The 24,541-nt window shown below is 41.4% G+C and carries 25 protein-coding genes, 1 riboswitch and 1 other annotated feature; of the genes, 13 read left to right on the top strand and 12 right to left on the bottom strand.

The annotated features are described in order from the left end of the window. Positions 1-114: 114 nt before the first annotated feature. The 4 genes from nadE to DVB69_RS15340 form a co-directional block, all read right to left on the bottom strand. Positions 115-942, bottom strand: coding sequence for an ammonia-dependent NAD(+) synthetase (gene nadE, locus DVB69_RS15355; protein ID WP_116019989.1), 828 nt, complete (start codon positions 940-942; stop codon positions 115-117). A gap of 6 nt (positions 943-948) precedes the next feature. Next, positions 949-2,421 carry a nicotinate phosphoribosyltransferase gene (locus tag DVB69_RS15350; protein ID WP_116019988.1) on the bottom strand — a complete coding sequence of 491 codons (1,473 nt, stop codon included), beginning with the start codon at positions 2,419-2,421 and terminating at the stop codon, positions 949-951. 90 nt (positions 2,422-2,511) lie between these two features. Then, a complete protein-coding gene (locus DVB69_RS15345; protein WP_116019987.1) occupies positions 2,512-2,826 on the bottom strand; it encodes a DMT family transporter in 315 nt (104 codons plus the stop codon). Between the two features lies 1 nt (position 2,827). Further along, complete coding sequence (locus DVB69_RS15340; RefSeq protein ID WP_116019986.1) at positions 2,828-3,163, bottom strand: DMT family transporter; 336 nt, start codon at positions 3,161-3,163, stop codon at positions 2,828-2,830. Between the two features lie 142 nt (positions 3,164-3,305). Next, a riboswitch (SAM riboswitch) is annotated at positions 3,306-3,413 on the top strand. Positions 3,414-3,518: 105 nt separating this feature from the next. Between DVB69_RS15340 and DVB69_RS15335 the strand changes: the two genes are divergently transcribed. Then, positions 3,519-4,268 carry a cyclase family protein gene (locus DVB69_RS15335; RefSeq protein WP_116019985.1) on the top strand — a complete coding sequence of 250 codons (750 nt, stop codon included), beginning with the start codon at positions 3,519-3,521 and terminating at the stop codon, positions 4,266-4,268. A 44-nt stretch (positions 4,269-4,312) separates the two neighbouring features. On the opposite strand, the gene DVB69_RS15330 is transcribed toward DVB69_RS15335, so the two are convergent. The 3 genes from DVB69_RS15330 to proS all read right to left on the bottom strand — a co-directional run bounded on the left by DVB69_RS15330 (position 4,313) and on the right by proS (position 8,489). Then, positions 4,313-4,888, bottom strand: a complete 576-nt coding sequence (locus DVB69_RS15330; RefSeq protein ID WP_116019984.1) for an NADPH-dependent FMN reductase — start codon at positions 4,886-4,888, stop codon at positions 4,313-4,315. Positions 4,889-5,044: 156 nt separating this feature from the next. After that, the gene (locus DVB69_RS15325; protein WP_158541109.1) at positions 5,045-6,778 is read right to left on the bottom strand and encodes a methyl-accepting chemotaxis protein; all 1,734 of its coding nucleotides are present in this window, start codon (positions 6,776-6,778) and stop codon (positions 5,045-5,047) included. Between the two features lie 271 nt (positions 6,779-7,049). Next, the gene (gene proS / locus DVB69_RS15320) at positions 7,050-8,489 is read right to left on the bottom strand and encodes a proline--tRNA ligase (RefSeq protein ID WP_116019982.1); all 1,440 of its coding nucleotides are present in this window, start codon (positions 8,487-8,489) and stop codon (positions 7,050-7,052) included. A 68-nt stretch (positions 8,490-8,557) separates the two neighbouring features. Further along, positions 8,558-8,780: a binding site (T-box leader), on the bottom strand. Positions 8,781-9,053: 273 nt separating this feature from the next. On the opposite strand from proS, the gene DVB69_RS15315 reads away from it, so the two are divergent. From DVB69_RS15315 to DVB69_RS15290, 6 genes are all read left to right on the top strand, one after another. Further along, the gene (locus DVB69_RS15315; protein ID WP_116019981.1) at positions 9,054-9,617 is read left to right on the top strand and encodes an RNA polymerase sigma factor; all 564 of its coding nucleotides are present in this window, start codon (positions 9,054-9,056) and stop codon (positions 9,615-9,617) included. Continuing rightward, entirely contained in the window at positions 9,610-10,365 is a 756-nt protein-coding gene (locus DVB69_RS15310; RefSeq protein WP_116019980.1) for an anti-sigma factor, read from the top strand. The genes DVB69_RS15315 and DVB69_RS15310 overlap by 8 nt, the downstream gene beginning before the upstream one ends. A gap of 145 nt (positions 10,366-10,510) precedes the next feature. Then, on the top strand, positions 10,511-11,869 hold the full coding sequence (locus DVB69_RS15305) for a copper amine oxidase (protein WP_116019979.1): 1,359 nt from the start codon (positions 10,511-10,513) through the stop codon (positions 11,867-11,869). 60 nt (positions 11,870-11,929) lie between these two features. Next, complete coding sequence (locus DVB69_RS15300) at positions 11,930-12,574, top strand: class F sortase (protein WP_158541108.1); 645 nt, start codon at positions 11,930-11,932, stop codon at positions 12,572-12,574. Between the two features lie 42 nt (positions 12,575-12,616). After that, positions 12,617-13,522 (top strand): catalase, encoded by a 906-nt coding sequence (locus tag DVB69_RS15295; protein ID WP_116019977.1) that lies wholly within the window; start codon positions 12,617-12,619, stop codon positions 13,520-13,522. 116 nt (positions 13,523-13,638) lie between these two features. After that, positions 13,639-14,061: a YugN family protein gene (locus DVB69_RS15290; RefSeq protein WP_116019976.1), complete on the top strand. Its 423-nt coding sequence runs from the start codon at positions 13,639-13,641 to the stop codon at positions 14,059-14,061. A gap of 75 nt (positions 14,062-14,136) precedes the next feature. Here the strand turns inward: DVB69_RS15290 and DVB69_RS15285 are convergent, their stop codons facing one another. After that, complete coding sequence (locus tag DVB69_RS15285) at positions 14,137-14,595, bottom strand: helix-turn-helix transcriptional regulator (RefSeq protein ID WP_116019975.1); 459 nt, start codon at positions 14,593-14,595, stop codon at positions 14,137-14,139. Positions 14,596-14,741: 146 nt separating this feature from the next. Here DVB69_RS15285 and DVB69_RS15280 point away from each other — a divergent pair, with 146 nt between their 5' ends. The 3 genes from DVB69_RS15280 to DVB69_RS15270 all read left to right on the top strand — a co-directional run bounded on the left by DVB69_RS15280 (position 14,742) and on the right by DVB69_RS15270 (position 17,231). Then, the gene (locus DVB69_RS15280; protein ID WP_116019974.1) at positions 14,742-15,320 is read left to right on the top strand and encodes a YdcF family protein; all 579 of its coding nucleotides are present in this window, start codon (positions 14,742-14,744) and stop codon (positions 15,318-15,320) included. A 60-nt stretch (positions 15,321-15,380) separates the two neighbouring features. Next, on the top strand, positions 15,381-15,803 hold the full coding sequence (locus DVB69_RS15275; protein ID WP_116019973.1) for a DUF1259 domain-containing protein: 423 nt from the start codon (positions 15,381-15,383) through the stop codon (positions 15,801-15,803). Between the two features lie 114 nt (positions 15,804-15,917). Continuing rightward, the gene (locus DVB69_RS15270) at positions 15,918-17,231 is read left to right on the top strand and encodes a short-chain fatty acid transporter (protein ID WP_116019972.1); all 1,314 of its coding nucleotides are present in this window, start codon (positions 15,918-15,920) and stop codon (positions 17,229-17,231) included. 65 nt (positions 17,232-17,296) lie between these two features. On the opposite strand, the gene DVB69_RS15265 is transcribed toward DVB69_RS15270, so the two are convergent. Further along, entirely contained in the window at positions 17,297-17,734 is a 438-nt protein-coding gene (locus DVB69_RS15265; RefSeq protein ID WP_116019971.1) for a GatB/YqeY domain-containing protein, read from the bottom strand. 169 nt (positions 17,735-17,903) lie between these two features. Next, positions 17,904-18,137: a YkuS family protein gene (locus DVB69_RS15260; protein WP_116019970.1), complete on the bottom strand. Its 234-nt coding sequence runs from the start codon at positions 18,135-18,137 to the stop codon at positions 17,904-17,906. A gap of 454 nt (positions 18,138-18,591) precedes the next feature. Between DVB69_RS15260 and istA the strand changes: the two genes are divergently transcribed. From istA to DVB69_RS15245, 3 genes are all read left to right on the top strand, one after another. Next, a complete protein-coding gene (gene istA / locus DVB69_RS15255) occupies positions 18,592-20,142 on the top strand; it encodes an IS21 family transposase (protein ID WP_116019969.1) in 1,551 nt (516 codons plus the stop codon). Then, the gene (gene istB / locus DVB69_RS15250) at positions 20,139-20,894 is read left to right on the top strand and encodes an IS21-like element helper ATPase IstB (protein WP_199562880.1); all 756 of its coding nucleotides are present in this window, start codon (positions 20,139-20,141) and stop codon (positions 20,892-20,894) included. The genes istA and istB overlap by 4 nt, the downstream gene beginning before the upstream one ends. A 366-nt stretch (positions 20,895-21,260) precedes the next feature. After that, positions 21,261-21,815, top strand: a complete 555-nt coding sequence (locus DVB69_RS15245; protein WP_147300782.1) for a hypothetical protein — start codon at positions 21,261-21,263, stop codon at positions 21,813-21,815. A 37-nt stretch (positions 21,816-21,852) separates the two neighbouring features. Here DVB69_RS15245 and DVB69_RS15240 read toward each other — a convergent pair whose 3' ends face one another. After that, positions 21,853-22,299, bottom strand: coding sequence for a GNAT family N-acetyltransferase (locus DVB69_RS15240; protein ID WP_116019967.1), 447 nt, complete (start codon positions 22,297-22,299; stop codon positions 21,853-21,855). A 69-nt stretch (positions 22,300-22,368) separates the two neighbouring features. Further along, a complete protein-coding gene (locus tag DVB69_RS15235; RefSeq protein ID WP_116019966.1) occupies positions 22,369-24,312 on the bottom strand; it encodes an FUSC family protein in 1,944 nt (647 codons plus the stop codon). Positions 24,313-24,541 lie beyond the last annotated feature (229 nt).

The following is a 24,541-nucleotide window of genomic DNA, read 5'->3' as shown; positions in this document are numbered from 1 at the left end:
TACAGTTATTTCCATCATACCGGAATTTGAACTGTCCGACAAACTAATATACAAAACAAACAGAATTAATGGTTAATAAAAAAACCTCCCTAGAGTTAAGAGAGGTTTTCGCCATTATTTCCAAAAATTATCAAACACTGTAATCGGAAGATGTCGTTTGTGTTCGGAACGTAGGTAGTGACGTTCAATTGTTTGACGCACATCGTCAGGTACCTGTTTTCCTTCCAAATAATCATCGATTTGTGTGTACGTAACACCGAGTGCCACTTCGTCTGGTAGTGCAGGCTTGTCTTCTTCCAAATCCGCAGTCGGAACTTTGTTATACAGATGCTCCGGGCAACCAAGGAATTCAAGCATTTCCTTCCCTTGTCGCTTGTTCAAGCGAGATAACGGAGTCACATCCGCTGCCCCATCGCCAAATTTTGTAAAGAAACCGGTGATAGCTTCAGCTGCATGGTCTGTTCCAATCACCGCACAATGATGGAACGCGGCCATTGAAAACTGAACTTTCATACGTTCCCTAGCTTTTTCGTTACCTTTTTCAAAGTCAGTTAAAGAAATCTCTGCCGTATCTAGTGCAAGGCGGCTAGCATCTACTGCTCCTTTAATGTTCACAGTATACGTAAGGGTAGGGTTGATGAAGCGCAAAGCATCTTGACAGTCTTCTTCGTCAAATTGCGTGCCGTATGGTAATCGGACTGCGACAAACTTATAGCGATCCGTCGCGAGCTCCTTATTCAATTCATCTACTGCCATCTGCCCTAGTTTTCCTGCTAACGTCGAGTCTTGACCTCCTGAAATCCCAAGGACGTACCCTTCTAAAAACTTGTTTCCCACTAAATACGCCTTCAGGAAATCCACCGAAACCCGAACCTCTTTTTGAGGATCGATTTCCGGTTGCACATGCAATTCATGAATAACTTGCTGTTGTAGTTCATTCATTTCAGATCACTCCTCGTGTATGAAATCGCTTACCATTTCCTGGACCTCTTGAATATTTCTCATCTTATTATCCCAACACTTCTGACTCAAATCGACAGGATACTCTTCTGGATTGAGGGAACGCTTGTATTCATCCCACAATAGATTCAAGTTGTCTTTTGCATACTGCTGGATTTCCGTGGCGGTTGGTAAATCATAGATCACTTGTCCATTGTCGATGACTTTTTCATGAAGGTCCCTTGCTTCAAAATTCGTCACAAACTTAGAAATGAATGTGTGCACGGGATGAAACATTTTAATACGATGTTCTGCATTCGGATCTTCATCATACATCGTGATGTAGTCTCCTTCAGCTTTGCCGTTTTCTTTATCGATAATTCGATATAACTTTTTACGCCCAGGCGTTGTCACTTTTTCAGCGTTGGATGAAATCTTGATAGTGTCCACCATTTCACCATTTTCACCTTCGATTGCAACAAGTTTGTAAACCGCACCGAGCGCCGGTTGGTCATATGCAGTAATAAGTTTCGTCCCGATTCCCCACACATCTACTTGCGCCCCTTGAGCTTTCAAGTTGAGGATAGTGTATTCGTCCAAATCATTAGAGACAACAATTTTCGCATCTTCAAATCCTGCTTCGTCCAACATACGACGTGCTTCTTTCGAAAGAAACGCGATGTCACCACTGTCTAGGCGAACGCCTATGAAGTTGATTTTGTCGCCAAGTTCCTTCGCTACTTTAATAGCCGTCGGCACGCCAATTTTCAATGTATTATACGTATCAACAAGGAACACACAATCGCGATGGCGTTTTGCGTACGAGTGAAAGGCTTTGTATTCACTTTTATAAGCTTGTACGAGTGAGTGTGCATGCGTACCACTCGCCTGTATACCGAATAGTTTTCCCGCACGGACATTACTGGTCGCTTCCACCCCGCCAATTACTGCAGCACGAGCTCCCCAAACAGCCGCATCCATTTCTTGGGCACGTCTACTTCCGAATTCCATCACCATCGCATCTTTGACGACTTGCTTAATACGGCTCGCCTTCGTTGCAATCAAGGTCTGGTAGTTGACGATATTCAAGAGTGCCGTCTCAATAAGCTGCGCTTCTGCTAGCGTAGTTTCAACTCGAAAGATCGGTTCGTTTCCAAAAACAGTTTCCCCTTCTTTCATAGAATAGAGGTCCCCCGTAAAACGGACGTCCTTTAAATAATTAAGAAAGTCTTCTTTATAATGTAATTCTTCTTTTAAATAAGCGATATCAGTGTCCGTAAATTTCAGATTTCGCAAGTAATCCAGAGCACGCTCAAGTCCTGCAAAAATCGCATATCCATTTCCAAATGGCAATTTCCTGAAATACAACTCGAAAATAGCTTTCTTATTATGGATACCTTCTGCCCAGTACGTTTCCATCATATTGATTTGATAAAGATCTGTATGTAATGCAAAGCTATCATCTGTATAGTTTGAACTCACACTAATTCGCCTCTTCCAATGGATTATGTAGACTACTTATAACGTTAACTACCCTTTTTCATATTCCTTGTAACTTACTTCAATTGACCATTATCCAAATACTTTTAGTCCAACAGCTCCTCCAACAATACAACTCAAGAATAGCATTCGCTTCCAACCTGCACTTTCGTTGAAGAACATGATCCCAAGCAAAACGGCTCCTGCAGCTCCTAAACCTGTCCAAATCGCATAGGCAGTCCCCATCGGAATCGATCGCATCGCAAGCGACAGGAAGACAAACCCCCCGGCAAACGAAACAACTAGAAAAAGTAATCGAAGTGGAGTCTTTTTCTGGATGAACAAATTAATACACATGACGCCAAAAATCTCGCCAAAACTTGCGATAACTAAATAGATCCAAGCCAACTCATCCACCTCCTTGCCCATTCTCGTGAGTTTCCGACGTAAGCTTAATGCCAATCACACCAAAAAGAATTAAGCCAATGAACAAGAAGCTAGTGACATTCAACGGAGCATTAAAGACAAAGAAGTCGACAAGAACAATAGCGGCTGCACCACTCCCAGTAAATACAGCATAAACGGTTCCCGAGGGAATTTGTTCACAGGCTTTGATGACGAAAAAGAAACTGAAGATAATTGCGATGCCCGTGCCAGCCCATTCGAGTAAACTATTTGCGTGACGGAGCCCCACTACCCAAAACACTTCTACCACCGCAGCCAAAACAACATAGATCCAAGCCATTTCAGAAGCCTCCTGAAGAATTTCTAAACTATATGTAAGTATATCAAATTCCCCAGAGAAAGAAATCTTCAATACCTATTGCTTTCAGTAATCAGCCGTGTTATTATCAGAACAATCACTTTTCAAACAATTCAATAAACAAATCTTATCAAGAGAGACGGAGGGACTGGCCCTACGATGTCTCAGCAACCAGCCATAATGGCCGAGGTGCTAATTCCAGGAGATGCACATGCATCTCTTAAGATGAGAGCTGACTTCATGCAGTATGCAAAGAAGGCCCTCTTATGATTCATGGAGGGTCTTCTTTTTATATAAAATAGCCGGTATTCGGCATTAAAGAAAAGGCGGGATTGAGATGACAACACAAACACAATCAGATTTGCTAGCTGCTCTTAATACGTTAAAAGCAAAGGAATGGGTGGATCTCACTCATACATTTGGACCAGATTCCCCACACTTCTTCATGTTCGAAGACGCGGAGTTCAAAACACTTTTCAATCATGATGACGGTTTCTTTGCACAACAATTCAGCTTTGCGGGCCAATATGGAACACATATAGATGCGCCCATCCACTTCGTCCGGGATACTCGTTATTTAGAAGAACTCGAGTTAAAAGAGCTTGTACTTCCCCTAATTGTTGTCGATAAATCCAAAGAGGCAGGTGCTGATCCTGACTTTACGTGCTCGAAAGACGACTTGTTAGCATTTGAGAAGGAAAACGGGACGATTGAAGAGGGATCATTTGTTGCACTTCGGACTGACTGGAGCAAACGCTGGCCAGACTCTGAGAGCTTTTGCAACAAAGACAAAGACGGAAATAACAGAATCCCAGGGTGGGGATTGGATGCCTTGAAATTCCTCTTTGAAGAACGGGGCATAAAAGCCGTAGGTCACGAAACCTTTGATACCGATTCTGCAGCAGACTTCAGAAAAAATGGAGCGCTCCATGGAGAATATTACGTACTCGAACAAGATACGTATCAAGTTGAACTACTAACGAACTTAGACAAACTCCCGACAAAAGGCGCTGTCATCTTTAATATCGTTCCAAAACCTGAAAAAGCATCCGGATTCCCAGTACGCTCTTTTGCAATCCTCCCTTAACAAAAAACAAGCATTCTGCTGTTTACACAGAATGCTTGTTTTTATTATGCTTTTTTCGATGCATGCATTTCAGTCATGCGCTCATAAAAGTCAACGAAGTTATTCACAACAGAATCCAAAAATGCGACTGTTGATGCGTCTGTTAACTCATCGTCCTCACTCAGTTTCTGATGAATGGATCCAATGTATACTTCATTGTTTGGCAAAATGAGTGGGGATAGACCCGGATTGGATAAAATTTCGCGTAAATGGATTTGAGCTCGTACGCTTCCGAACACACCCATTGACGACCCGACGATGAACGCAGGCTTATCACGTAACGTTGCTTCTCCTCCACGGGATAACCAGTCTAACGCGTTTTTCATAGCGCCAGGGATGGAGAAGTTATATTCAGGAACTGCAAATAGAACAGCATCCGAGTCTTTTACATTCTCTTTAAATGTACGAACATTTGCAGGCGGTTCACTTTCATGATCTACTGAAAACATTTCCACGTCGTTGATCGAAACTAACGTAATGTCTAAACGATCTGCATAACGTTTCTTCATGAAGTTCACCAATCTTTTATTGTAGGAAGTCGAACTTGTACTTCCGATAATTGCTTTTACTCGTATTGTCATTATTGAGGAACTCCTTTATATGATCTTTTATTTGATATACTTAAATAAGAATAGCACTTTCACCCACGAAACCTTATTATTTTGCTCAGGAATCAAAAAAACTGCACCTTCTCAAACACTAATGTGCCCGAGAAGGTGCAGAATATGCCTCAATCATTAGAACTTAAATCTTCGAATCGTTTCTTGCAATCCTTCCGCCATTTTAGCAAGTGTATCTGAGGCGGCTGCAATTTCTTCCATAGAGGCAGTTTGCTGTTCGGCCGTAGCTGCAATATTCTCCGTATGATTTGCGGAATTCATGGCAATCGTAGCGGTTTGTTCTATGACCGCTGCAATTCGGCTGGACTCCACTCTGTTTCTTTCAGTACTGCTCGTCACATCTGTGATCTGTGATGAGATACTGCTAATCGCTTCTGAAATCTGTTGGAAGGTTTTTCCCGTCTCTTGAACGAGATCAGCCCCTTCTTTTACCGCTTGATTTCCTTTTCCTATAGCTGTTACCGAATAGCCAATGTCTTCCTGAATAGCTGCAATGAGCGTACCCACTTGAGTGGCAGCGTTTGAAGATTGTTCCGCAAGTTTGCGTACTTCATCAGCAACTACTGCGAAGCCTCTTCCGTTTTCACCTGCACGCGCAGCTTCAATTGCTGCGTTTAAGGCAAGCAAATTTGTCTGTTCAGCAACGTCTGTAATCATTCCAGCGATTTTGCCGATTTCTGCAGATTTACCGCCAAGCTGGTTGACGTAATTGAATGCGGAATCCGTTTCATGCTGGATGGAATCCATATGGTTCACAACCCGTGTAACTGAGTTTGACCCTTCATGAGCAAGTTGGACTGTTGTCCGGACCGTATTCCCTGCTTGCCCCATCTCTTTTGTTACATACTCCATATCTGACGACAAATTAGCAGCTGCTTGATTGGCAGTTTCCGTTTGTTCAAGTTGACCGTCAACTCCGCTTGCTAACTCTTGAATCGCTTCTGAGACGTGCTCAACAGAACGACTCGTTTCCTCACTGCTTGCTGACAACTCCTCAGAAGTTGCGGCCACTTGCATGGATGCGTTCGAAACTTGTTCGATCATATCCTTCAGATTATCTGACATACGATTTGTGTATAATGCAAGATCTCCGATTTCATCACGATTCCTGACATGTCCAACTTCTCCGGACAAATCACCATCTGCCACTTGGGCGACATGATTTGTAATCCTTATAAGAGGCTTCGATAGATGTCCTGAGAACCAAATGATGACGACAGCCCCGGCGAGAAGTGATACTCCAAGAACTACTGCCAAAACCACCAACAAGTTTTTGGACTCGCTATTAAAATCCATTAAGTAAGATCCCGCTACAACGTTCCAACCCCACTGAGGGAACACTTGCGTATAGACAATTTTAGGCGCAACGGTCTCTGTTCCTGGCACCGCGAAATCGAAAGTTAGAAACCCTCCGCCACTTTGAGCGGTTTTAATTGTTTCCATTGTAGTCATCATGCCGTCTTTCGTCTTCGATCCACTTAAGTCTTCACCCTCTTTAACAGGGTGTGCAAGAGCGACTCCATCATCTCCAAGGACAAAGAAATACCCGTGTTCACCCATATCCACTTTAGATTCCATTGTACGGGTTCCATCTTCCTGAAGCGGACCGATCAGTTTTTCTTTTGCAATCTCTTGTGCTTCTTTAAGTGATATATTGCCTTTATCCACTTGTTCTTGTAGCGACTCCATTACATCGATCGCTAACATAACATCATTTTTTAATCCTTGCGATCCTATATCATTTAAACTACTTTTAGCTAATGTGTAGCCACTAAGTCCGATAACAAGACTTGGTATTACAAGTAAAATAGCAGAAATCAATATAAGTTTTGTACGGATTTTCATTTTCATATCTAATCCCCCCATAGGTGATATCGGTTAAAACGTGTTAATTGTGACTATTTCAATGTTTTTGCAATACTTTTTCCGTGACCTTAGGAATTGGATAACTTCTACCTCTTCATTTCTTAACTGGCTTGTATTGAACATGAAGAATTCATCCTATCTATCCCACTCATCGGATGGCGTCACCTCATAATGCATAGTACTTCAATTGTCTTGTAACCAACCAAATTAAAACCCCATCCACTCCGAAAATACCGGAGTGGATGGGGTTTTAATTTTAATAAGCGCGCGCAAACCAAACAGTATGCTTTGCGTCTTTACCACAGTTAATACATGTATGCTTTTCAACTGGTGGATTGAATGGAATGTTACGCGTCGTGAACTTAGTTTCTTCTTTCACATGCTCTTCACATGCGTCTTCTCCACACCATCCTGCAAGAATCCAACCAGGAATTTCATTGTTTTCTTGGGATGTTGCAATATGGGTCGTGAGCTCATCTAACGTTTCAATGTTCGTGTGAGAGTTTTCATCACGGAACGAACGTGCTTTTACCAACAAGCGGCTTTGCATCGTTGTCAGTTGGTTTTCAATTTCGGATACCAAGCCATCTAATGCGAATGCTTCTTTACCTTCTTCATCGCGAATTTTCAACATGGCTTGTGCGTTCTCTAAATCACGTGGTCCAAGTTCAACTCGAACTGGTACGCCTTTTAGTTCCCACTCGTTAAATTTATAACCAGGAGACTGATCCGAATCATCCAAACGTACGCGGATTCCTTTAGACTTCAACTCCGCATAGATTTCATCCAGCTTTTCCATGATTGCAGGATTCTTTTTCCAAGGACCTACCGGGATTAAGACAACTTGAGTTGGCGCAACGCGTGGTGGTAACACCAACCCTTGCTCGTCACCGTGAACCATAATGACAGACCCGATCAGGCGAGTTGACGTTCCCCATGAAGTTGTATGAACGTATTCGTGTTTATTTTCTTTTGTCAGGTATTTAATATCAAATGCTTCAGCGAACTTTGTTCCAAGATAATGGGATGTTCCTGCTTGAACTGCTTTTCCATCCTTCATCATCGCTTCAATTGAAAACGTATCTACAGCCCCTGCGAAACGCTCTGAAGGTGTTTTTTGTCCATCATAGACAGGAATCGCGAGAAGTTCTTCAACAACTTCTTTATAAATGTTCAACATTTGCATCGTTTCGTGACGTGCTTCTTCTTCATTCGCGTGCGCAGTATGGCCTTCTTGCCATAAGAACTCAGAAGTACGGATGAACGGCAATGTCTTCTTCTCCCAACGGAAAACGTTAGCCCATTGGTTAATAAGGACTGGAAGATCACGATAGCTCTTAATCCAATCAGAATATAAGTGACCGATCATCGTTTCTGATGTTGGACGAAGCGCAAGTTTTTCTTCAAGTGGCTCCCCCGCAGCTTCTGTTACCCATGGCAATTCAGGAGCGAATCCTTCGATATGATCCTTTTCTTTTTGGAAGAAGGATTCAGGAATTAACATCGGGAAATACGCATTACGGTGACCTGTTTCTTTGAATCGACGGTTCATCTCATCCTGAATGTGCTCCCAGATTTCAAAGCCATCCGGTTTGAACGCGATACACCCTCGTACTGGTGTATAATCCATCAAGTCTGCTTTTTGAATCGTATCAATATACCACTTCGAAAAATCATTCTGTTGCGTGTTTGACATGTCTATTCCTCCTGTTCAATGATTGTGCGCGAAGTCTTTGTCCACAAAAAAACACAAAAACATCCTTGTAAAAGGACGTCTTTGTGTTTTGGACGCGGTACCACCTTAGTTCGACTAATTAGCAAACATCGCAAATTAGTCCTCTATCGTTTCGTAACGGGACGAACCGGTCGTGTTTACACGACATCTCGGTGGTAGGGTTCGAACAAGAAGAGGTGATAGAGCTTTCAGCAATGCGCTCTATTTTCTGTTTCACGATTCTTATCTACTTAGCCACTTCATCGATCATTATTTCCTATACTATACCAAACAATCGTTTCCTAAACAATGGTGAAAAGCGTCCCATCCCTCACCAAAGAAAAACAGCTCCTTATTAAAATCATCTTAAGAAAAATGGATTCTTTAATATAGTCGGGGTTTCCAAAAATAGTACCCCCTCTTGTAGTGAAAAGAGTGATCGATTTCGAGTTTCATTACGTAAGCTTATTAAGAGTCGACTTGCTAGAGTACAGGTCCTATGACTTATGGTATTCTAGGAGAAAAGCATTTATAAAGGAGACTCGGATGAAACATACAGACGACGGAACCTTATACGCTCTAGCCGCCGCCAAGGATCGATCAGCATTTGAACTCCTCTATGATCGATACGAAAAACTCATCTTCTCCTTTGCTTACCGATTGACTCAAGATCGTGAAATCGCAGAGGAAGTTGTGCAAGATGTATTCGTAAAGTTATGGAATGGTACGACTACCTATAAAGAAGAAAAAGGTTCCTTTTCTTCATGGTTGTTAACCGTGACCCGAAATAAGGCCATTGACGAAATCCGTCGCTTAAAACGACATGACCACGAACCTATGATTGAAAAGGATTCCCTTATTGAACAACCGGGAAGCGTAGAAAATACGGTTGAATGGGGCGAACAGCGAAACTCTATACGGAACGCCGTTCTTGAACTCAAGCAGGAGCAACAAGAAATTATCGAACTCTTTTACTTCAAAGGGCTCAGTCAACAAAAAATCGCAGATCAGTGTAAACTACCACTCGGGACTGTCAAAGGTCGAATCCGATTAGCACTTAAACATTTAAAAGGGTTCATCGCCCAGGAAGGAGGATTCTCGAATGACTGAACAATGCGTGCATCTACTTGATTATTTCAACCGTTCTTTGACTGAGGAAGAACTACTTGCCTTCGAACACCATCTCGAAGAATGCCCTTCCTGTAGCGCAGAACTTGAGGAACTCAACTTATTAACCGAAGACCTTCCCTACTTGGCGGATGAAATTGAAGTACCGTCTACTTTAAAAGCAAAAGTTTTCGCAGCAATTGATGAACAACCAGCTTCTGTTGTTAACGATAGTAAACCATTTAGCACCAATGTAGAAGAATTCCCTCAACCGAAAAAAGTGATACAACCTAGGAAACGAAAAGGTCCACTAGTTCCTGTACTCGCAGCTGCACTCGTCGCTTCGCTAATGACAAATGCTTACCTAGCAACAATGGATGATTCCGCGCCAACTGAAGTCGCAGAAAGCGATCTCCAACTAATCGGCAAAGCCTTGTTGGATCCGCAACCTGGAGCAGACAATGCCACAGCAGTTGCAATGATGATTAAAGACAATAATGAAACGGTGTTGTTAGTAGATGCCAGTAATTTGCCAAAGTTGAAAGACAACGAATTGTACCAGGTTTGGGTAATTGATAAGGAGACGCCTCAACCAGCTGGCTCATTTAAGCCAACCGTTGATGGCAACGGATCGGTTACGCATCCAATGGATCAGCTCAAAGGCGATTGGGATACGGTCGCAATTACGATTGAAACCGAGCCGAACCTCCCTTCTCCAAAAGGATCTATTGTTCTTGCGGGTAATATTTAAATACACATAAACCAAGTAGGACCGCCGTTCATGGCGGTTCTTTTTTGTTGCAATATAAACTTTTGAAAGTTTTCTATACAAAAAGTGATCCATTCTATTTTTCTCTCCGTTAGCTTATTACAAAACCGAAAAGGGGAGATTCATGATGAACTACAAAAAACTCGCAGCAATTCCATTAAGTGTTTCACTATTATTCCCAATGGGAGCGATCGCGAATGCAGCTGATCACTCAGGCCACGGAACAACCTCAATGGCTGTTTCCAACCCAGCTACCGATTTGAGAGCGACTCTGGATTCCATCCTTTCCGAGCACGCATACTTAGCGATTGTTACTATGCAAAAAGGCATAGACGGTTCAAAAGACTTTGACGCAGCTGCAGCACAATTAGGAGAAAACACGGACGAATTATCCGCAGCAATTGGTTCCGTGTATGGGGATTCAGCAGGCGAGCAATTCAAAGAGATTTGGAGTAGCCATATCGGATTCTTCGTCGACTATGTGAAAGCAACTGCAGCAAATGATGAAGACGGCAGACAAACAGCAGTTAAGTCGTTGGACGGTTATCGCGTACAAAACGCAGAATTCCTTTCTAAAGCAACCGACAATCGTTTGAAAGCAAGCGACCTGGAAGAAGGTCTAAAAATGCACGTAGATCAGCTAATCTGGGCATTTGATAACTACAATGCAGGAGAATATGAAAAAACATACGAAGGCATCACAGAGTCAATGATGCACATGTTTGAACCAGGAAAAGGAATCGCTTGGGCAATTACAGATCAGTTCCCCGAGAAATTTGACAACCAATCTGTCGATACACCGGCTGCTGATTTACGTGAACAGTTGAATAACCAATTCTCCACACATGCAGCACTCGCAGTCCTAGCGATGCAAAAAGGAATTGACGGAGCCAAAGACTTCGATGTCTCCGCAGCTGAATTGAATGCCAATACGGAAGACCTGACGAAATCGATTGAGTCTGTTTACGGCGCAGAAGGTGCAAAACAGTTCAATGAAATTTGGAGCAGTCACATCGGTTACTTCGTGGATTATGTAAAAGCCACTGCTGCAAATGATGAAGAAGGAAGAAAAAAAGCAATGGCCAATTTAGATGATTATCGTGCTAAACAAGCAGCAATGTTAGAATCAGCAACCGAAGGACGTTTGAAAGCTGCTGACCTCGAAGAAGGCTTGAAAGTACACGTGGATCAGCTACTCGCTGCATTCAACAAATACAATGATGGCGATTACGATGGAGCATATGATGACATTCACGAAGCATACAGCCACATGTTTGGTGTCGGTACAATGATGGCAGGGGCTATTGTTGATCAGTATCCCGACAAGTTTGCAGGATCCATGCCTGCAGATATGCCGAAAACCGGGCTTGGTGGGATGAGCCAAGAGTCGAATGATTCTACAGTTATGTGGATAATGACTAGTTTGATACTCGCAATGGCAGCTGGGGCTGTTGTAATCCGCAAGACACGTACAGAGAAGAACTAATTAGGAGGGGGCTTGGTCCCCTTCTTTTTCTATATAATACATTTCATGGAGGTATTCATTATGAAAGTCCCTACATTACTTACTTCAGGACTTCTCGCACTTGCGTTAACAGGGTGTAGTAGTTCGCATGACTCTTCGGCACAAACGGTAGCTTCCCCGGAACCTCAATCCTCTCTACCTACAAAACAAGAGGCCTCTGTAAAGAAGCCATCACCAGACGGACTACTACTAAAATCAGAACAAAAAGGGATTATCCCGGTTACACTCGAAATCCCTGCAATCGGGGTGAAAACCGATATCGAAAATGTTGGTGAGTTAGAAAACGGTCAGATGGGGGTACCAGACGGTGTGGATAACGTTGGATGGTTCGAACCAGGAACATTGCCAGGAAATAGTGGGAGCTCAGTAATGGCTGGACATATCGATTCGCTGACTGGACCCGCTGTTTTTTATAAGTTGGATCGATTAAAAAAAGGGGATGAAGTTGTTGTTCGCGGTGAAGATGGGAAATCGTTGACCTTCATTGTTACAAGAACGGAAAAGTATCCTCGCAAAGATGCACCTATCGAAGAAATTTTTGGTTTCTCCTACGGTAGCCGTTTAAACCTGATCACATGTACAGGAGAATTTAATAGAAAAGCAAAGACGCATGAAGAGCGTCTAGTCGTCTATACAGAACTTAAAGGGCAAGCCGAGGAAGGTTGACTTCACTGAGTACGGGTATACTGCTACAAAGGAGTGAGATCTATGAATTCGTCACACCAGAATAAATCATTTTCTCCTATAGAAGCCGTAAATGTGATTGAGCAAGTTGCCGGGATACACAAGGGGTATCGAAGAGCCCATGCAAAAGGAATTGGATTCGATGCCCTATTCACACCGAACGATAATGCAGCACCTTTTACTCAAGCTTCATTTTTGCAAGGAGATACTCAAAAAGTCATAGTTCGTTTTTCACATAGTTCTCCAATACCCGATACTCCAGACCAACTGATCCCAATCAAAGGGATGGCTGTACAGTTTCCATCGCCGAACGATAAGCCCATTTCTCTCGTAATGGCTAATGTACCTGTGTTTCCAACTAAAACGCCGGCAGCATTTGTACGGCTCATCCAAGCATTTGGTGGAAAAGACATCTCCTTAAAAGCCAAACTCGCGACACTTAGTAAGGATACTGAATTCAAAACTATCCCACCTTTACTCAAGCGATTGAAAACACCCGCAAGCTTTGCAACAACCCGCTTCTGGGCACTTCATGCTTATATTCTCGATACAACTTCAGGTGAACGTCAAGCTGTCCGCTTCTCATTTGAACCTGTTGCTAAGGAGGATCAACTTCCCTTCACGACAAAAGATATGGAACTGGAGCTATTGGAACGAATGGTGGATTCCCCGGTACATTTCAGACTGCTGATGACGCTGGCAGCATCAGAAGATCCTATAAATGACCCATCCATTTCATGGCCAGATGATCGACTTGTTGTTGATGTCGGTGATTTAGTACTGACTGAAAAACGGGCAGACCTTGCAGATAACCATCTGTTTAACCCAACAAACGAAGCGCCCGGATTCAGCTGCTCGGATGATCCGGTGCTGCATTACAGATCTGAGGTATATGAAGAATCATATCGCAGACGGATATCTGGAAGATAACAATCCTTCGGCCAACTATGAACTAACTTCTAGTTTCTCTCACAATTATTAGGTTTTGACATAGTTTGATAGGGGTAACTTAAGGTTAATTGAGTTTGGAAAAAGGAGGTACTTTTATGATCCATTTAAAGAGTAAGATTGAGGGGAAGACAGTCAAATACGGAGGTGCATTGAAGCTATTCAAAGACGCTGGCATGGACATAGGAGGGGGCTGGGAATACGATCACGGCATGTTCGACACAATTTTGTTCCAGCGCAAGGAAACAACCATCTATTTAAGAGTCCCTTTTAAGGTGTTAGAAGGCGAACTGGATTCGTCTAATACCATCATTCACTTTCAAACGCCTTTCGTGATTAAGCACGTCATGAATGTCGGGTTGGATGAAGAAGATAGTGCCACCATGACCGTTGCTGGGCTGGAGCAATTTCAGGCTCCGCAAAATCCAGATGCACCCATTGATCGACAGCATGAATTTGCAATCGATGCTCAGATGAAGCTAGATCAGATTACTGAGGACGTCCTGTTTGCTTCTATTTAAAATCCAGCATACATACACTATTACCTCCCCATGAAAACTGCCTCTCTTGCTGAGATGAGCAGTTTTTTTATAAAGTTATTGATTGCTTTGACTCAGTTCAAGAAACCGCGTGAATGCTTCCTGTTCATCAAAAGTACTGAACCAGACATAATCTTCATTATCCAATATTCTAAAGTGTTGGCTGATCAAGTTTTGTTGAATTCTAAAGTCTCCTTCGTTTTCTACTTCTTTCCACCAAACTTTACCTCCTAGTGTCTTGCCTTTCGGCCGATCCAAACCATTATGGGCAATTGTCCGGATAACTTCCAAGGGCGCATCACCTAAAAGGGATTGAATGATTTCACTATCTGAAAAAAGAGAGACAATCGCTACCACTACAGTCCAACTAGCAGTTGTTCGATTTTTTTCTATTTGAACTAAGGTTTTCTTGGATATCCCTAAAATTGAAGCCATGGTTTCTTGGGAATACCCCGCTTCTGTTCTGATTAGGATGGCACGATGTGAGATTTGCTCGATAAGTTGTTCTGGATTCATGGGATCCCCCCTTACATAATAGTGTAATTCTACACGTATTGAAGTGATTTAACAAAGTTAATATTGATCATGGCAACTTGTTTATGCCATTTCCGTCTTGTTACCAATGAACGAAAAAGTAGGTACTAAGAAATGGAGCGACTTCGATGAAAAAGGGGAAACGTCTTATGTTTGTAATACTCGTGAGTTTGTCCATGATCTTCGTATGGTGGTTCGTAACAAGTCATGCGATGAATAAGGCACAAAATAAGCGTGCTGACGGAAAATATTCAGTTGCAGTCGTTCTCGGTGCAAAAGTAAATGGAACCACCCCTTCGCTAGCACTACGATATCGGTTGGAGTCTGCTCTTTCCTATGCAGAGAGCCATCCGAACGTCACGCTCGTTCTTTCCGGAGGACAAGGGCCTGATGAAGGTATTAGCGAAGCACAAGCTATGGTGAATTATTTATCAGCACAAGGATTTCCTGAAAATCGTATGCTAGTGGAGGATCAGTCCACTTCAACGTATGAAAACTTAGTCAACACGAAGAAACTACTTCCTCAAGAAGTGACAGGTATCACGTTAATCACTAGTGATTACCATTTAGCACGTGCAGGATATCTTGCAGAAAAAATAGGAGTTGAATGGGATGCAATCCCCGCCAAAACACCAAAAGTTGTGGAAGCGAAAGTTCGATTCCGTGAGCGACTTGCCTTGTTGAAAACATGGATTGTTGGAAAATGAGTAGGCGCATCACCTTCTATATGCTATCTACATAGGCTATTTAGAAGAGGAGGAGTTCCAATAGCCGATACTCAATTTGAACGGACTTGTTTCCAATTTTCACAGATTTTAAATGGGAAGAGCAAAACAGATGGCTCCTTGTGTTCGATTCCGTTAAAACGTCAGTTAACTGTCAATATGCAAGGAAAGAAGACCACTTCTGTGTTAGGCGTGAACGTTACATTCGAATCACTAGACACTCAAGGAAATGCCCTGAACATTGCAGAAGTCGTATTACTTGAAGAGGAAGTCCCTCATTTCTTATTTGCAGTTATGCAACAAGGCCTTATCGTGAGTGCTTTGCATAATCATTGGTTATATACGAATCCCAATCTGATGTATACACACGTTCAATCAGTCGAACCCCCCACCACCTTTGCGCAAAAGATATCGAATGCATTTGGTACACTTTCACCGCCTCCAGTGGATGTTGCATCCCATTAATACTTATAAACGAATAACAACTGATTAATAGAAAATTTCAAAAAACATATTCTCCTCTGAATTTTACTATGATAGTCTTAGTAAGTGTCATTAGTAAAAGGGGGAGGTATGGGAATGCGCGTACTTACAAGATGGTCGAACACTATCATGGAACGATATTTACCAGATCCGTACATATTTGTAGCAATACTCACACTCGTTGTATTTGGATTAGGACTTGGTTTAACAGACTCCGGACCACTTGACATGGTCGTCTACTGGGGAGATGGTTTCTGGGAATTACTTTCATTTACCATGCAGATGGTCATTGTTCTCGTAGCAGGTCATGTTTTAGCGAGCAGTCCCCTATTTAAAAAGGGACTGAGCAGCTTAGCAAGTCTGGCAAAGTCACCGGGTTCTGCAATCATTCTAGTTACCGTTGTTTCTTTAATTGCTTGTTGGATCAACTGGGGATTCGGTTTAGTCATCGGTGCCTTATTTGCAAAAGAAATTGCAAAGAAAGTGAAGACAGTTGATTATCGATTACTGATTGCTAGCGCCTATTCTGGATTTATCATTTGGCACGGAGGACTTGGGGGTTCCATTCCTTTATCCATTGCAACTGCTGATCATCCATATGCGGATTTGATGGGGATCGTGCCAACATCAGAGACGATCTTTTCTTTTTATAATCTTTTGATTGTTGGAATTCTCTTTATTACCCTTCCTATTTTAAATCGGTTTATGATGCCAAAACCGGAAGATACGATCGCCGTAGACCCGGCACTTTTAGAAGATGAATTGCTGATAGATGAAGTCACTGAAAAAACACCTGCATCACGGTTAGAAAACAGTTGGATTCTTTCAATGGCCATTGGTGCTCTTGGACTCGTCTATTTAGTTCATCACTTCGCGGTGAATGGATTCAACTTGAACTTAAATATAGTCAATTTGATATTCTTCATATTAGGCATCATTTTCCACGGTACACCGAAGCTTTTCCTAGCAGCTGTTACTAATGCTGTGAAAACAGCGGGTGGAATTATTATCCAGTTCCCTTTTTATGCGGGCATTATGGGTATGATGGTCACATCTGGATTGGCTGGTGTGATCTCAGAAGGGTTCGTTAATATGTCAACTGCAGCTACATTCCCATTATTTTCGTTCTATGCAGCCGGAATTGTAAACTTCTTTGTTCCTTCCGGAGGCGGACAATGGGCTGTTCAAGCACCGATTATGCTGGATGCTGCCCAGACGTTAGGAGTTAGTTATTCTAAAACTGCAATGGCCATCGCTTGGGGTGATGCTTGGACGAATATGATTCAACCGTTTTGGGCGTTGCCAGCACTCGCAATCGCAGGTCTTCGTGCAAAAGATATTATGGGATACTGTATTTTTGTCCTTTTACTTAGCGGTATCGTCATTAGTGTCGGTCTATACTTCTTCTAAGTGTTTCTGAACATTAGAAAGGACGATCCAAGAGTCACTTTGACTTTTGGATCGTCCTTTTTATATTAGCTATTCAGATATTCTTTCACTGCTTGTGATACTACTTTACCTTCAGCGCTACCTGCAGTTTCCTTCATTATCTGACCAACGACTGGGCCCATAGAACTTTCTTTGCTAATGCCAAGTTTGGCGATAAGTTCTTTAACTTCATCTACAGAAAGTTGTTTTGGTAAATAGTGCTCAACGATCGTAATCTTTTCAGCCTCTGCAGCAACAATATCTTCACGATTCGCTTTTTGCCCTTCTTCGAGTGATTGCTTTGTTTGCTTAAGTTCCCGCTGAACCACTTTCAACTCTTCCTCTTCCGTCAATTCACGTTTAAGATCGAGCTCTTGGTTTTGAATTCCTGCACGAAGCAAGTTAATGACACCCTTCTTAACGGTGTCCTTTTCTTTCATTGCTGTTTTCATATCAGCCATTAATGTCTTTTTTAGTTCTGACATTGCAATCCCTCATTTCAGAAAGTACGTTCAGCTCTAGTATACAAAAAAATCCCCTATACCACACTCCCCGTGCCTTCACAGTAATGAATAGTTCAATGGGAGTGGATATGTTAGGGCAGAAAACTGCGTAAAGAAGCTCGGACTACAAATAGTCCGAGCCATTTTGCTTTTATCGTGCGAGTCTCTTTTCAACATCATCTACAATATCTTGAACCGAGTTCCCTTCGATGCTGACAACAGGGAAATCGTATTGATCCACATTGACATCACTCAGCGCTCGGACTACACCGAAATCATAACCACTTACACGTTCGTCCGATTCAAACATTTTCACTTCATGTCCTTTTTCCTCAAGTGCCTGTTTCACATCATCAAATGGTTTTTCAACTGCAATTTTAGCCATAAAAAAACTCCTCCTTTTAGTACCAATATGTTTTATGTTTATATTATTATAATTCCCCATTATCTACATTTTTAAACTAACTCAATTTAACTATGTTTCCTATCCATTCTCCTATTCCCCTTCCCTATGCCGTATTAACGAGGTTCATGGTCATTTATATCGGGTATTCTCTAGTAGACAGTTCGAAAAGGAAGTGAGATATTCTTGTTTGGTATTTCAGATTTATTTGCGCTAATAATATCTTCTTTCATCATTATTCCGGTAACAGTTTTCATACGGGAATTTGGATATTTGTGATTACAGCCAGGGAAACTTACCACTCGTGACATCTTTATTACCACTGAACGCCAAGAAATGTACCACGCTACGCCAATGCGTTTACCACTCTAATACCTTTGTATAATTAGTGAGCACACCTTTAAGTGTGACATTAGTTATATGGAGGTATTTTTGCATGATTCAATATCGAAAGATACTGGAATTACAAGACGAGGGAATTAGCCTAAGGGGGATTTCAGCAAGTACAGGTAATTCGCGTCAAAAGGTAACTGAAGTTCTAACCACTGCAGATCAAAAAGGACTCATCTGCCCATTGGAAGAAGAAATGACAGATCAATGGATAGAGGAATTTCTCTTTCCCGAAAAAACGTTAGAAGGTTCTGGGAGACACCCTTTAGACTTCGAACGTATTCACAAAGAGTTAGGGAAGCCCAATGTGACTCTCTCGCTCCTACATCATGAATATGAAGCTGAATGTAGAACTAATAAAAAGATTCCATACTCCTATCGGAGCTTTCTACGTCACTACAGTAAATATGCCAATAAACATAAAGCTACACTACGTATCCGGAGAAAACCTGGTGAAATAATGGAAGTTGATTGGGCAGGTTCCACTTCGTCTGTCATTGACAGAGATACAGGAGAAAGAATAAAAGCTTATATATTTGTGGCAACATTGCCGTGTAGCCAAATATCATATGCGGAAGCTACCCTATCAATGGACCTTCGGTCTTGGATAGATGCCCACAATCGCGCCTACGAGTATTTCGGTGGTTCTACACAGATCGTTGTACCAGATAACCTTAAAGCCAGTGTAACAAAGCATACATCTAGTGAATTGGTGCTGAATCAGTCGTACAGGGAAATGGCCGATTACTACAGTACAGTAGTCATGCCTGCGCGAGTCCGGTCACCTAAGGACAAAGCAAGTGTAGAGGGGGCAGTTAGAGTTATATCCACTTGGATTATTGGAGCTTTACGCAATGAACGTTGTTTTAGTTTAGAGGAGTTAAATAAAGAAGTATGGAAAAAGCTAGAAGAATTCAATCATCGGCCTTTTACACGAAAAGAAGGATGTCGCATGTCGGCATTTAATGAAGAAGAGAAATTTGCGCTTTCTCCTCTTCCCGCTATGCCTTTTAAAATGTCTCACTGGAAGACCGCGAAAGTACGTCCAGATTACCACATATCTATTGAAAGCATGTTTTACTCAGTTCCATATGAGTATATCAATCAACAAGTAGAGATGAAAATCTCTGACGATCTTGTGGAAATCTTTTTTAATCATATGCGAGTCGCTTCTCATAAAAGATTATATGGGAAGTTTGGTCAGTTATCTACTGTTCGTGATCATATGCCTGATAACCATAAGTTGTTCGTAGATCAGACACCCGATGCAGCTATTGAATGGGCGGAAAGCATAGGTCCAGCAACATTAAAGGTCGTTCAATACATTATGACCAATACTTCTAATGAAAAACAAGCAACACAATCGATATTTTCCTTAAAGAAATCCGAGCGTAGTTATACGAAATATGAGATAGAGCGTGCATGTAAAATGATTGGATCTATCACTAAAAGACCTACGGTCACGAGTGTGCAAGCACTCCTCAAGAGCAATAAAAAGAACGACCTAGAGCAAGAACTGGAACGCGCCATAGAAACTATCGAAAATAACCATAGCTTCACACGAGGGGCTTCATATTATGGAGGGACGAAAAAATGATGAATGATCAATCGGTATCTAAACTATACGAAATGAAATTAAATGGCATGGCAGAAGCTTATCAAGAACAAGCAAACAATAAAGAATTTCAGAAGATGAGTTTTGAGGATCGATTCTCGCTACTTGTCGACCTAGAATATTCTCGTCGGAAAAGCAATAAACTTCAGCGTTTAATTAAATCAGCTTCTTTCATGAACTCTACTGCCTGCATCGAAGACATAGAATATTATGCAGATAGAAAACTGGAGAAAGAATTCATATTAAAGCTCGCAAATGGTGCTTATATCCTTGATGGACACAACATCATTTTAAAAGGACCAACAGGTTCTGGGAAAACATTTCTAGCTAGTGCATTTGGCGTAGCGGCTTGTCGGCAATCCCACACAGTAAAATACATTCGATTACCTGAGTTATTAGATGAACTGTTACTTGCCAAGTTAGCAGCAGATGGAAGCTATAGAAGATGTCTTAAAAAGTACGCTAAGGTGGATTTACTTATCCTTGATGAATGGTTATTAACAGATCTATCAACCGATGAAGCAGCTATCGTATTAGAAATTGCTGAATCTCGCCATAAAACCGCATCTATTATTTTCTGTTCACAAATTGATCCAAGCGGATGGCATCTTAAATTAGGAAACGAAACCATTGCGGAAGCTATATTAGATCGTATTGTCCATGATTCTTATCAAGTTTTAATAGATGGCGATGTTTCTATGCGAGAGCGTCATGGATTAGCTGGATTTAAATGATTTAAGAATACGGTGAAGACCTCATAGTTAAGTACTATCTCCATAAAGATTTACCTGATGAACTCGTTCATTGAGAGGTACCGAGGTGATTAATGAAAGTTTAAATAATAAGAGATTTAAATAAGACAAACAGCCACCGGAACGTTCCGATGGCTGTTTATTTATATACGTCTACAACGCTTTGACTGCCAAATTTCCATAGTGGTAAACGCATTGGCGTAGCGTGGTACATTTCTTGGCGTTCAGTGGTAAAAAAGATGTCACAAGCGGTACATTCTACTGGCCGTAATCAGATATTTGCCCGTTACCTACTTATTTGGCGTGAAAAACCCCCGCCTCACTATTGGATCTGGGCCTCGTGTATACATGTTCGGAGTCTTCGATATCCGTAAATATTATCATATGTATAGTTGGTTCTCTTTCGATGATATAAAAAGAAAAAGTAATTTCGCTTATATTATGGTATACGCATCGCCAATTCTTTCAAATGTCATATTTGCTCTCACATTGAATACCTTAATCGCAAATGGATTTCTTGAAGAGCAGGCAAGGTTTTGGAATCGGTTTATATTTTATGCATTTTTTTATGTGTTAATTGATGCAGTTCCTATGCTTATGACAAATGGAAAACCGAATAACGGAATGATTATATATGAGCTAATCCGATACGGTAAACGTGTAGATTACTGTGAAGATGACATTATTCCTTCCACCACACAAGTAGATAAAGAATATGAAAAAGAAATGAAAAACATTGAAGAAGTGCAAGAAAAGATTGAACAAGAAAAGAAAGGAATATGTAATAAAACTCCTGAGGAGGCAGAGAAAGCTGCTGTAGGGCAACAAATACAAGAAAACATTCAAGACACTGCCGCGGAGCTTACAAAAGAAGAATTTAGAAAAGAAAAAGAATCTGACTAACGAAAAGGAAAGAGGTCTATTTCAGACCTCTTTCCTTTTATTGTGTTCTCATGATGTGCTCTCCGTTAGTATCTCGTTCTTCAATAAAATCAAAGCCTAGTTTCTGATAGAGTCGAACTGCTTCCTTATTATCAGGGTATACACTAAGGTAAATTGGTTGCTGTCCGTATTCCGATGTTACTTTTTCAACTAACATTTTCATGAATTGTGTACCGTAACCTTTACCTTGGAATCGCTCATCAATCAGTAACCGATCAATCCATAATCTACCGTGCTCGCCTTCTTCTTGGAAAAGTCCATACATTGCAAATCCGACGAGTTCTCCATTCACATAGAGTCCAACAGGTTTGAACTGCTCCCACTCAACGGAGTCCTCAAGGCATTCATAAGGTGTTTCTATATATTCTTTTTGTGACTGGGCAACTTTCAATTCAAGGATATCTCGATAGTTCGTTGCCGTTACGTCATGAATTTCAAGATTCACGACTTTTCAACCCTTTCTGTTGTACTGCATAAAGAATCTATGCATACGTGCTTACTATTTGAACTGACGTCATTCCCCGAGATGAGGTTTCACTTTTTCGTCTTCTGTTTGAATCTGTTCAAATTCTTCAGCAATCTCAAGCACTATACTAAGAATGATTCTATTTTCTAGAATAGGATCACTTGCTAATGTGAGATGTAAGTGTTTGACCACACTAGAATACGTAACCCCCGTTAACCAGCATGTCTCAATCTGTTGTAAAAACGCTACTACTCTTAGAGAAATTTCTTCTTTCATACCGTGCATTTCTTTCCACATCAACAGTTCATAGAGCGTGTTACTCGCGAGTCTTCTTGGAGCAAATAGCTCATCTGCGACATCTGTTCCAGCAGCTTGTAAGTTAACACGCGCACGCTCTTCAATCATCGTACTAATGATTAATAAGTTTTTCATACTATGGCTGCCGACTGCAGCATTTCCATTAATGGCGTCCTTCGCTTCTTTCAGCATTTCAGTCAGCGTATCATTGGACATTCTTCCTAAATTGACATTGGCATCCGTCATTTTATACGGAAGCACAAAACGGTTAATAAGGAGCGCAATAAAAACTCCCGCCAACACCATTAATAATCGTTCTACCGTCAAAAATTGAGTTTCTCCCGATATTAAAGCGACAGAACCGATTGCTGAGAACGTTACTAGGATTGTACTGTAGCGATACACTTTTACATAACTCATCAAATACCCTGCAAATAATAACAATCCTGTGCGTACTGCTGTTACTTGGAAGATCGAGAATACAATCCATACGAGTGTTGCCCCAACAACTGTCGCAAATATACGATCTCGCATTTTTTTGTGCGATTGTTCATAAAACGGGATGATGACCGACAAAACGGTAAACATCATCCATCTACCTTCTGTTAAGTCGAAGAAGTCCATTAAGAAACCAGAAATTGCAATCCCCGTCGCCATACGAACCGCATACGACATTTTTAGTGATGATACATGAAGGGGTGCCGCATTCAATGTGAATTTCTTGAATTTCAGTGGAATTTCTTCGATTTTCCGAGTGATTTTACGTTTTTCAGGTGTTAACTGCTGTAACGCGAGTAAGCTGTCTGTCAGATAGTCAATGTTATTCAGTAAACGCAATTGAGTTGAGGACTGGGGCGGCTCTGTCATATAACTTTGCATCACTTCTTCTGATGCTTTACTTAGTTCCCGCGCATTGATTTCTTTGGAATCCCCTTCTAACGCTTTGTTTAAAATCATTCTCACATCTTGAATTACTTTTCCTTCTGCATGTCTCGGCTCCAAGGTATCTAAAAGTGTATCCATTTTCTCTAGTGCAGCTGTGATATTTAACCGTAATCGTCCCTCTTCGGTTAGATAGTAGTCTTCTTCGCGCTGGTCATAGATCATGGAACGGAGCGATCCAATGGACTTTCGAATTGCTGTATCCATTTCGGTAGAGTCTTCCCCCGCCAGCTTCTTGTCTATTTTCCCCAACAGTGAGGTACAAACACTTTTCACAATCGGATCTCCATTCTTAGAGATCCGTTTCCGATTTACAAGCATTTGTAATGCCATGATTGAAATGGCACCAACTACAAGTCCTACTAATCGGAGTGGTAATTCAGCTCCCGTTACAGGTATCGCTAGTAAAAATAAATATTGAAGTGAAAATGGTAAATACAGTGGATTTTTCAAGTTGAATATCAATGTGTAACTGATGATGAACATCATTACAAAATGGATTGGTACCGCTGTCCATACAGAGAATCCAGCGGCAAATGCTGCAATTCCAGTCAATAAATTCAAACCGGCAAATTTAACTGTGTTCTGAACAGGGTGGATTGTCAGATCACGTTCTAGCAACATGAGCATCGCTGTAATTGTAGCAACACCTATCAAGATATTGTTTTGTCCAAACAATGCGCCAAACAACAAAATATAAGCCATTATTCCAACAAATAACAGGGTATTGCCTATAATCTTCTTCTTTGTCATGTTTTATTTTTTCATTCCTTTTCAAAACCTAATTGTTTATTAGGCTTCGGATTTGTATTATTACTTTAACCCAAACTACTATTTTCACTAACAAATGTACTTGTATTTGTGTGAGCAATTTCAGGACTTAAGACTTTTTCATCCACATTACCTAAGCATCATTCTCACCTATAACGAAACTCTATAGATGAAGAAACGTATCATACACAGCATACCCAATTAGGAGGCA

The organism is Sporosarcina sp. BI001-red (assembly GCF_003384035.1).
Classification (GTDB): domain Bacteria; phylum Bacillota; class Bacilli; order Bacillales_A; family Planococcaceae; genus Sporosarcina.
This window is presented reverse-complemented; position numbering and strand designations above follow the sequence as displayed.

Bases quoted from the DNA above. Each gene is read 5' to 3' on its own strand.
- DVB69_RS15295 (WP_116019977.1), top strand. From the start codon at position 12,617: ATGAATTCGTCACACCAGAATAAATCATTTTCTCCTATAGAAGCCGTA.
- DVB69_RS15265 (WP_116019971.1), bottom strand. From the start codon at position 17,734: ATGTCAGAACTAAAAAAGACATTAATGGCTGATATGAAAACAGCAATG.
- DVB69_RS15335 (WP_116019985.1), top strand. From the start codon at position 3,519: ATGACAACACAAACACAATCAGATTTGCTAGCTGCTCTTAATACGTTA.
- proS (WP_116019982.1), bottom strand. From the start codon at position 8,489: ATGTCAAACACGCAACAGAATGATTTTTCGAAGTGGTATATTGATACG.
- DVB69_RS15305 (WP_116019979.1), top strand. From the start codon at position 10,511: ATGAACTACAAAAAACTCGCAGCAATTCCATTAAGTGTTTCACTATTA.
- DVB69_RS15285 (WP_116019975.1), bottom strand. From the start codon at position 14,595: ATGAATCCAGAACAACTTATCGAGCAAATCTCACATCGTGCCATCCTA.
- DVB69_RS15310 (WP_116019980.1), top strand. From the start codon at position 9,610: ATGACTGAACAATGCGTGCATCTACTTGATTATTTCAACCGTTCTTTG.
- DVB69_RS15280 (WP_116019974.1), top strand. From the start codon at position 14,742: ATGAAAAAGGGGAAACGTCTTATGTTTGTAATACTCGTGAGTTTGTCC.
- DVB69_RS15235 (WP_116019966.1), bottom strand. From the start codon at position 24,312: ATGACAAAGAAGAAGATTATAGGCAATACCCTGTTATTTGTTGGAATA.
- DVB69_RS15260 (WP_116019970.1), bottom strand. From the start codon at position 18,137: ATGGCTAAAATTGCAGTTGAAAAACCATTTGATGATGTGAAACAGGCA.
- DVB69_RS15330 (WP_116019984.1), bottom strand. From the start codon at position 4,888: ATGACAATACGAGTAAAAGCAATTATCGGAAGTACAAGTTCGACTTCC.
- nadE (WP_116019989.1), bottom strand. From the start codon at position 942: ATGAATGAACTACAACAGCAAGTTATTCATGAATTGCATGTGCAACCG.
- DVB69_RS15290 (WP_116019976.1), top strand. From the start codon at position 13,639: ATGATCCATTTAAAGAGTAAGATTGAGGGGAAGACAGTCAAATACGGA.
- DVB69_RS15325 (WP_158541109.1), bottom strand. From the start codon at position 6,778: ATGAAAATGAAAATCCGTACAAAACTTATATTGATTTCTGCTATTTTA.
- istA (WP_116019969.1), top strand. From the start codon at position 18,592: ATGATTCAATATCGAAAGATACTGGAATTACAAGACGAGGGAATTAGC.
- DVB69_RS15245 (WP_147300782.1), top strand. From the start codon at position 21,261: ATGTTCGGAGTCTTCGATATCCGTAAATATTATCATATGTATAGTTGG.
- DVB69_RS15340 (WP_116019986.1), bottom strand. From the start codon at position 3,163: ATGGCTTGGATCTATGTTGTTTTGGCTGCGGTGGTAGAAGTGTTTTGG.
- istB (WP_199562880.1), top strand. From the start codon at position 20,139: ATGATGAATGATCAATCGGTATCTAAACTATACGAAATGAAATTAAAT.
- DVB69_RS15300 (WP_158541108.1), top strand. From the start codon at position 11,930: ATGAAAGTCCCTACATTACTTACTTCAGGACTTCTCGCACTTGCGTTA.
- DVB69_RS15315 (WP_116019981.1), top strand. From the start codon at position 9,054: ATGAAACATACAGACGACGGAACCTTATACGCTCTAGCCGCCGCCAAG.
- DVB69_RS15270 (WP_116019972.1), top strand. From the start codon at position 15,918: ATGCGCGTACTTACAAGATGGTCGAACACTATCATGGAACGATATTTA.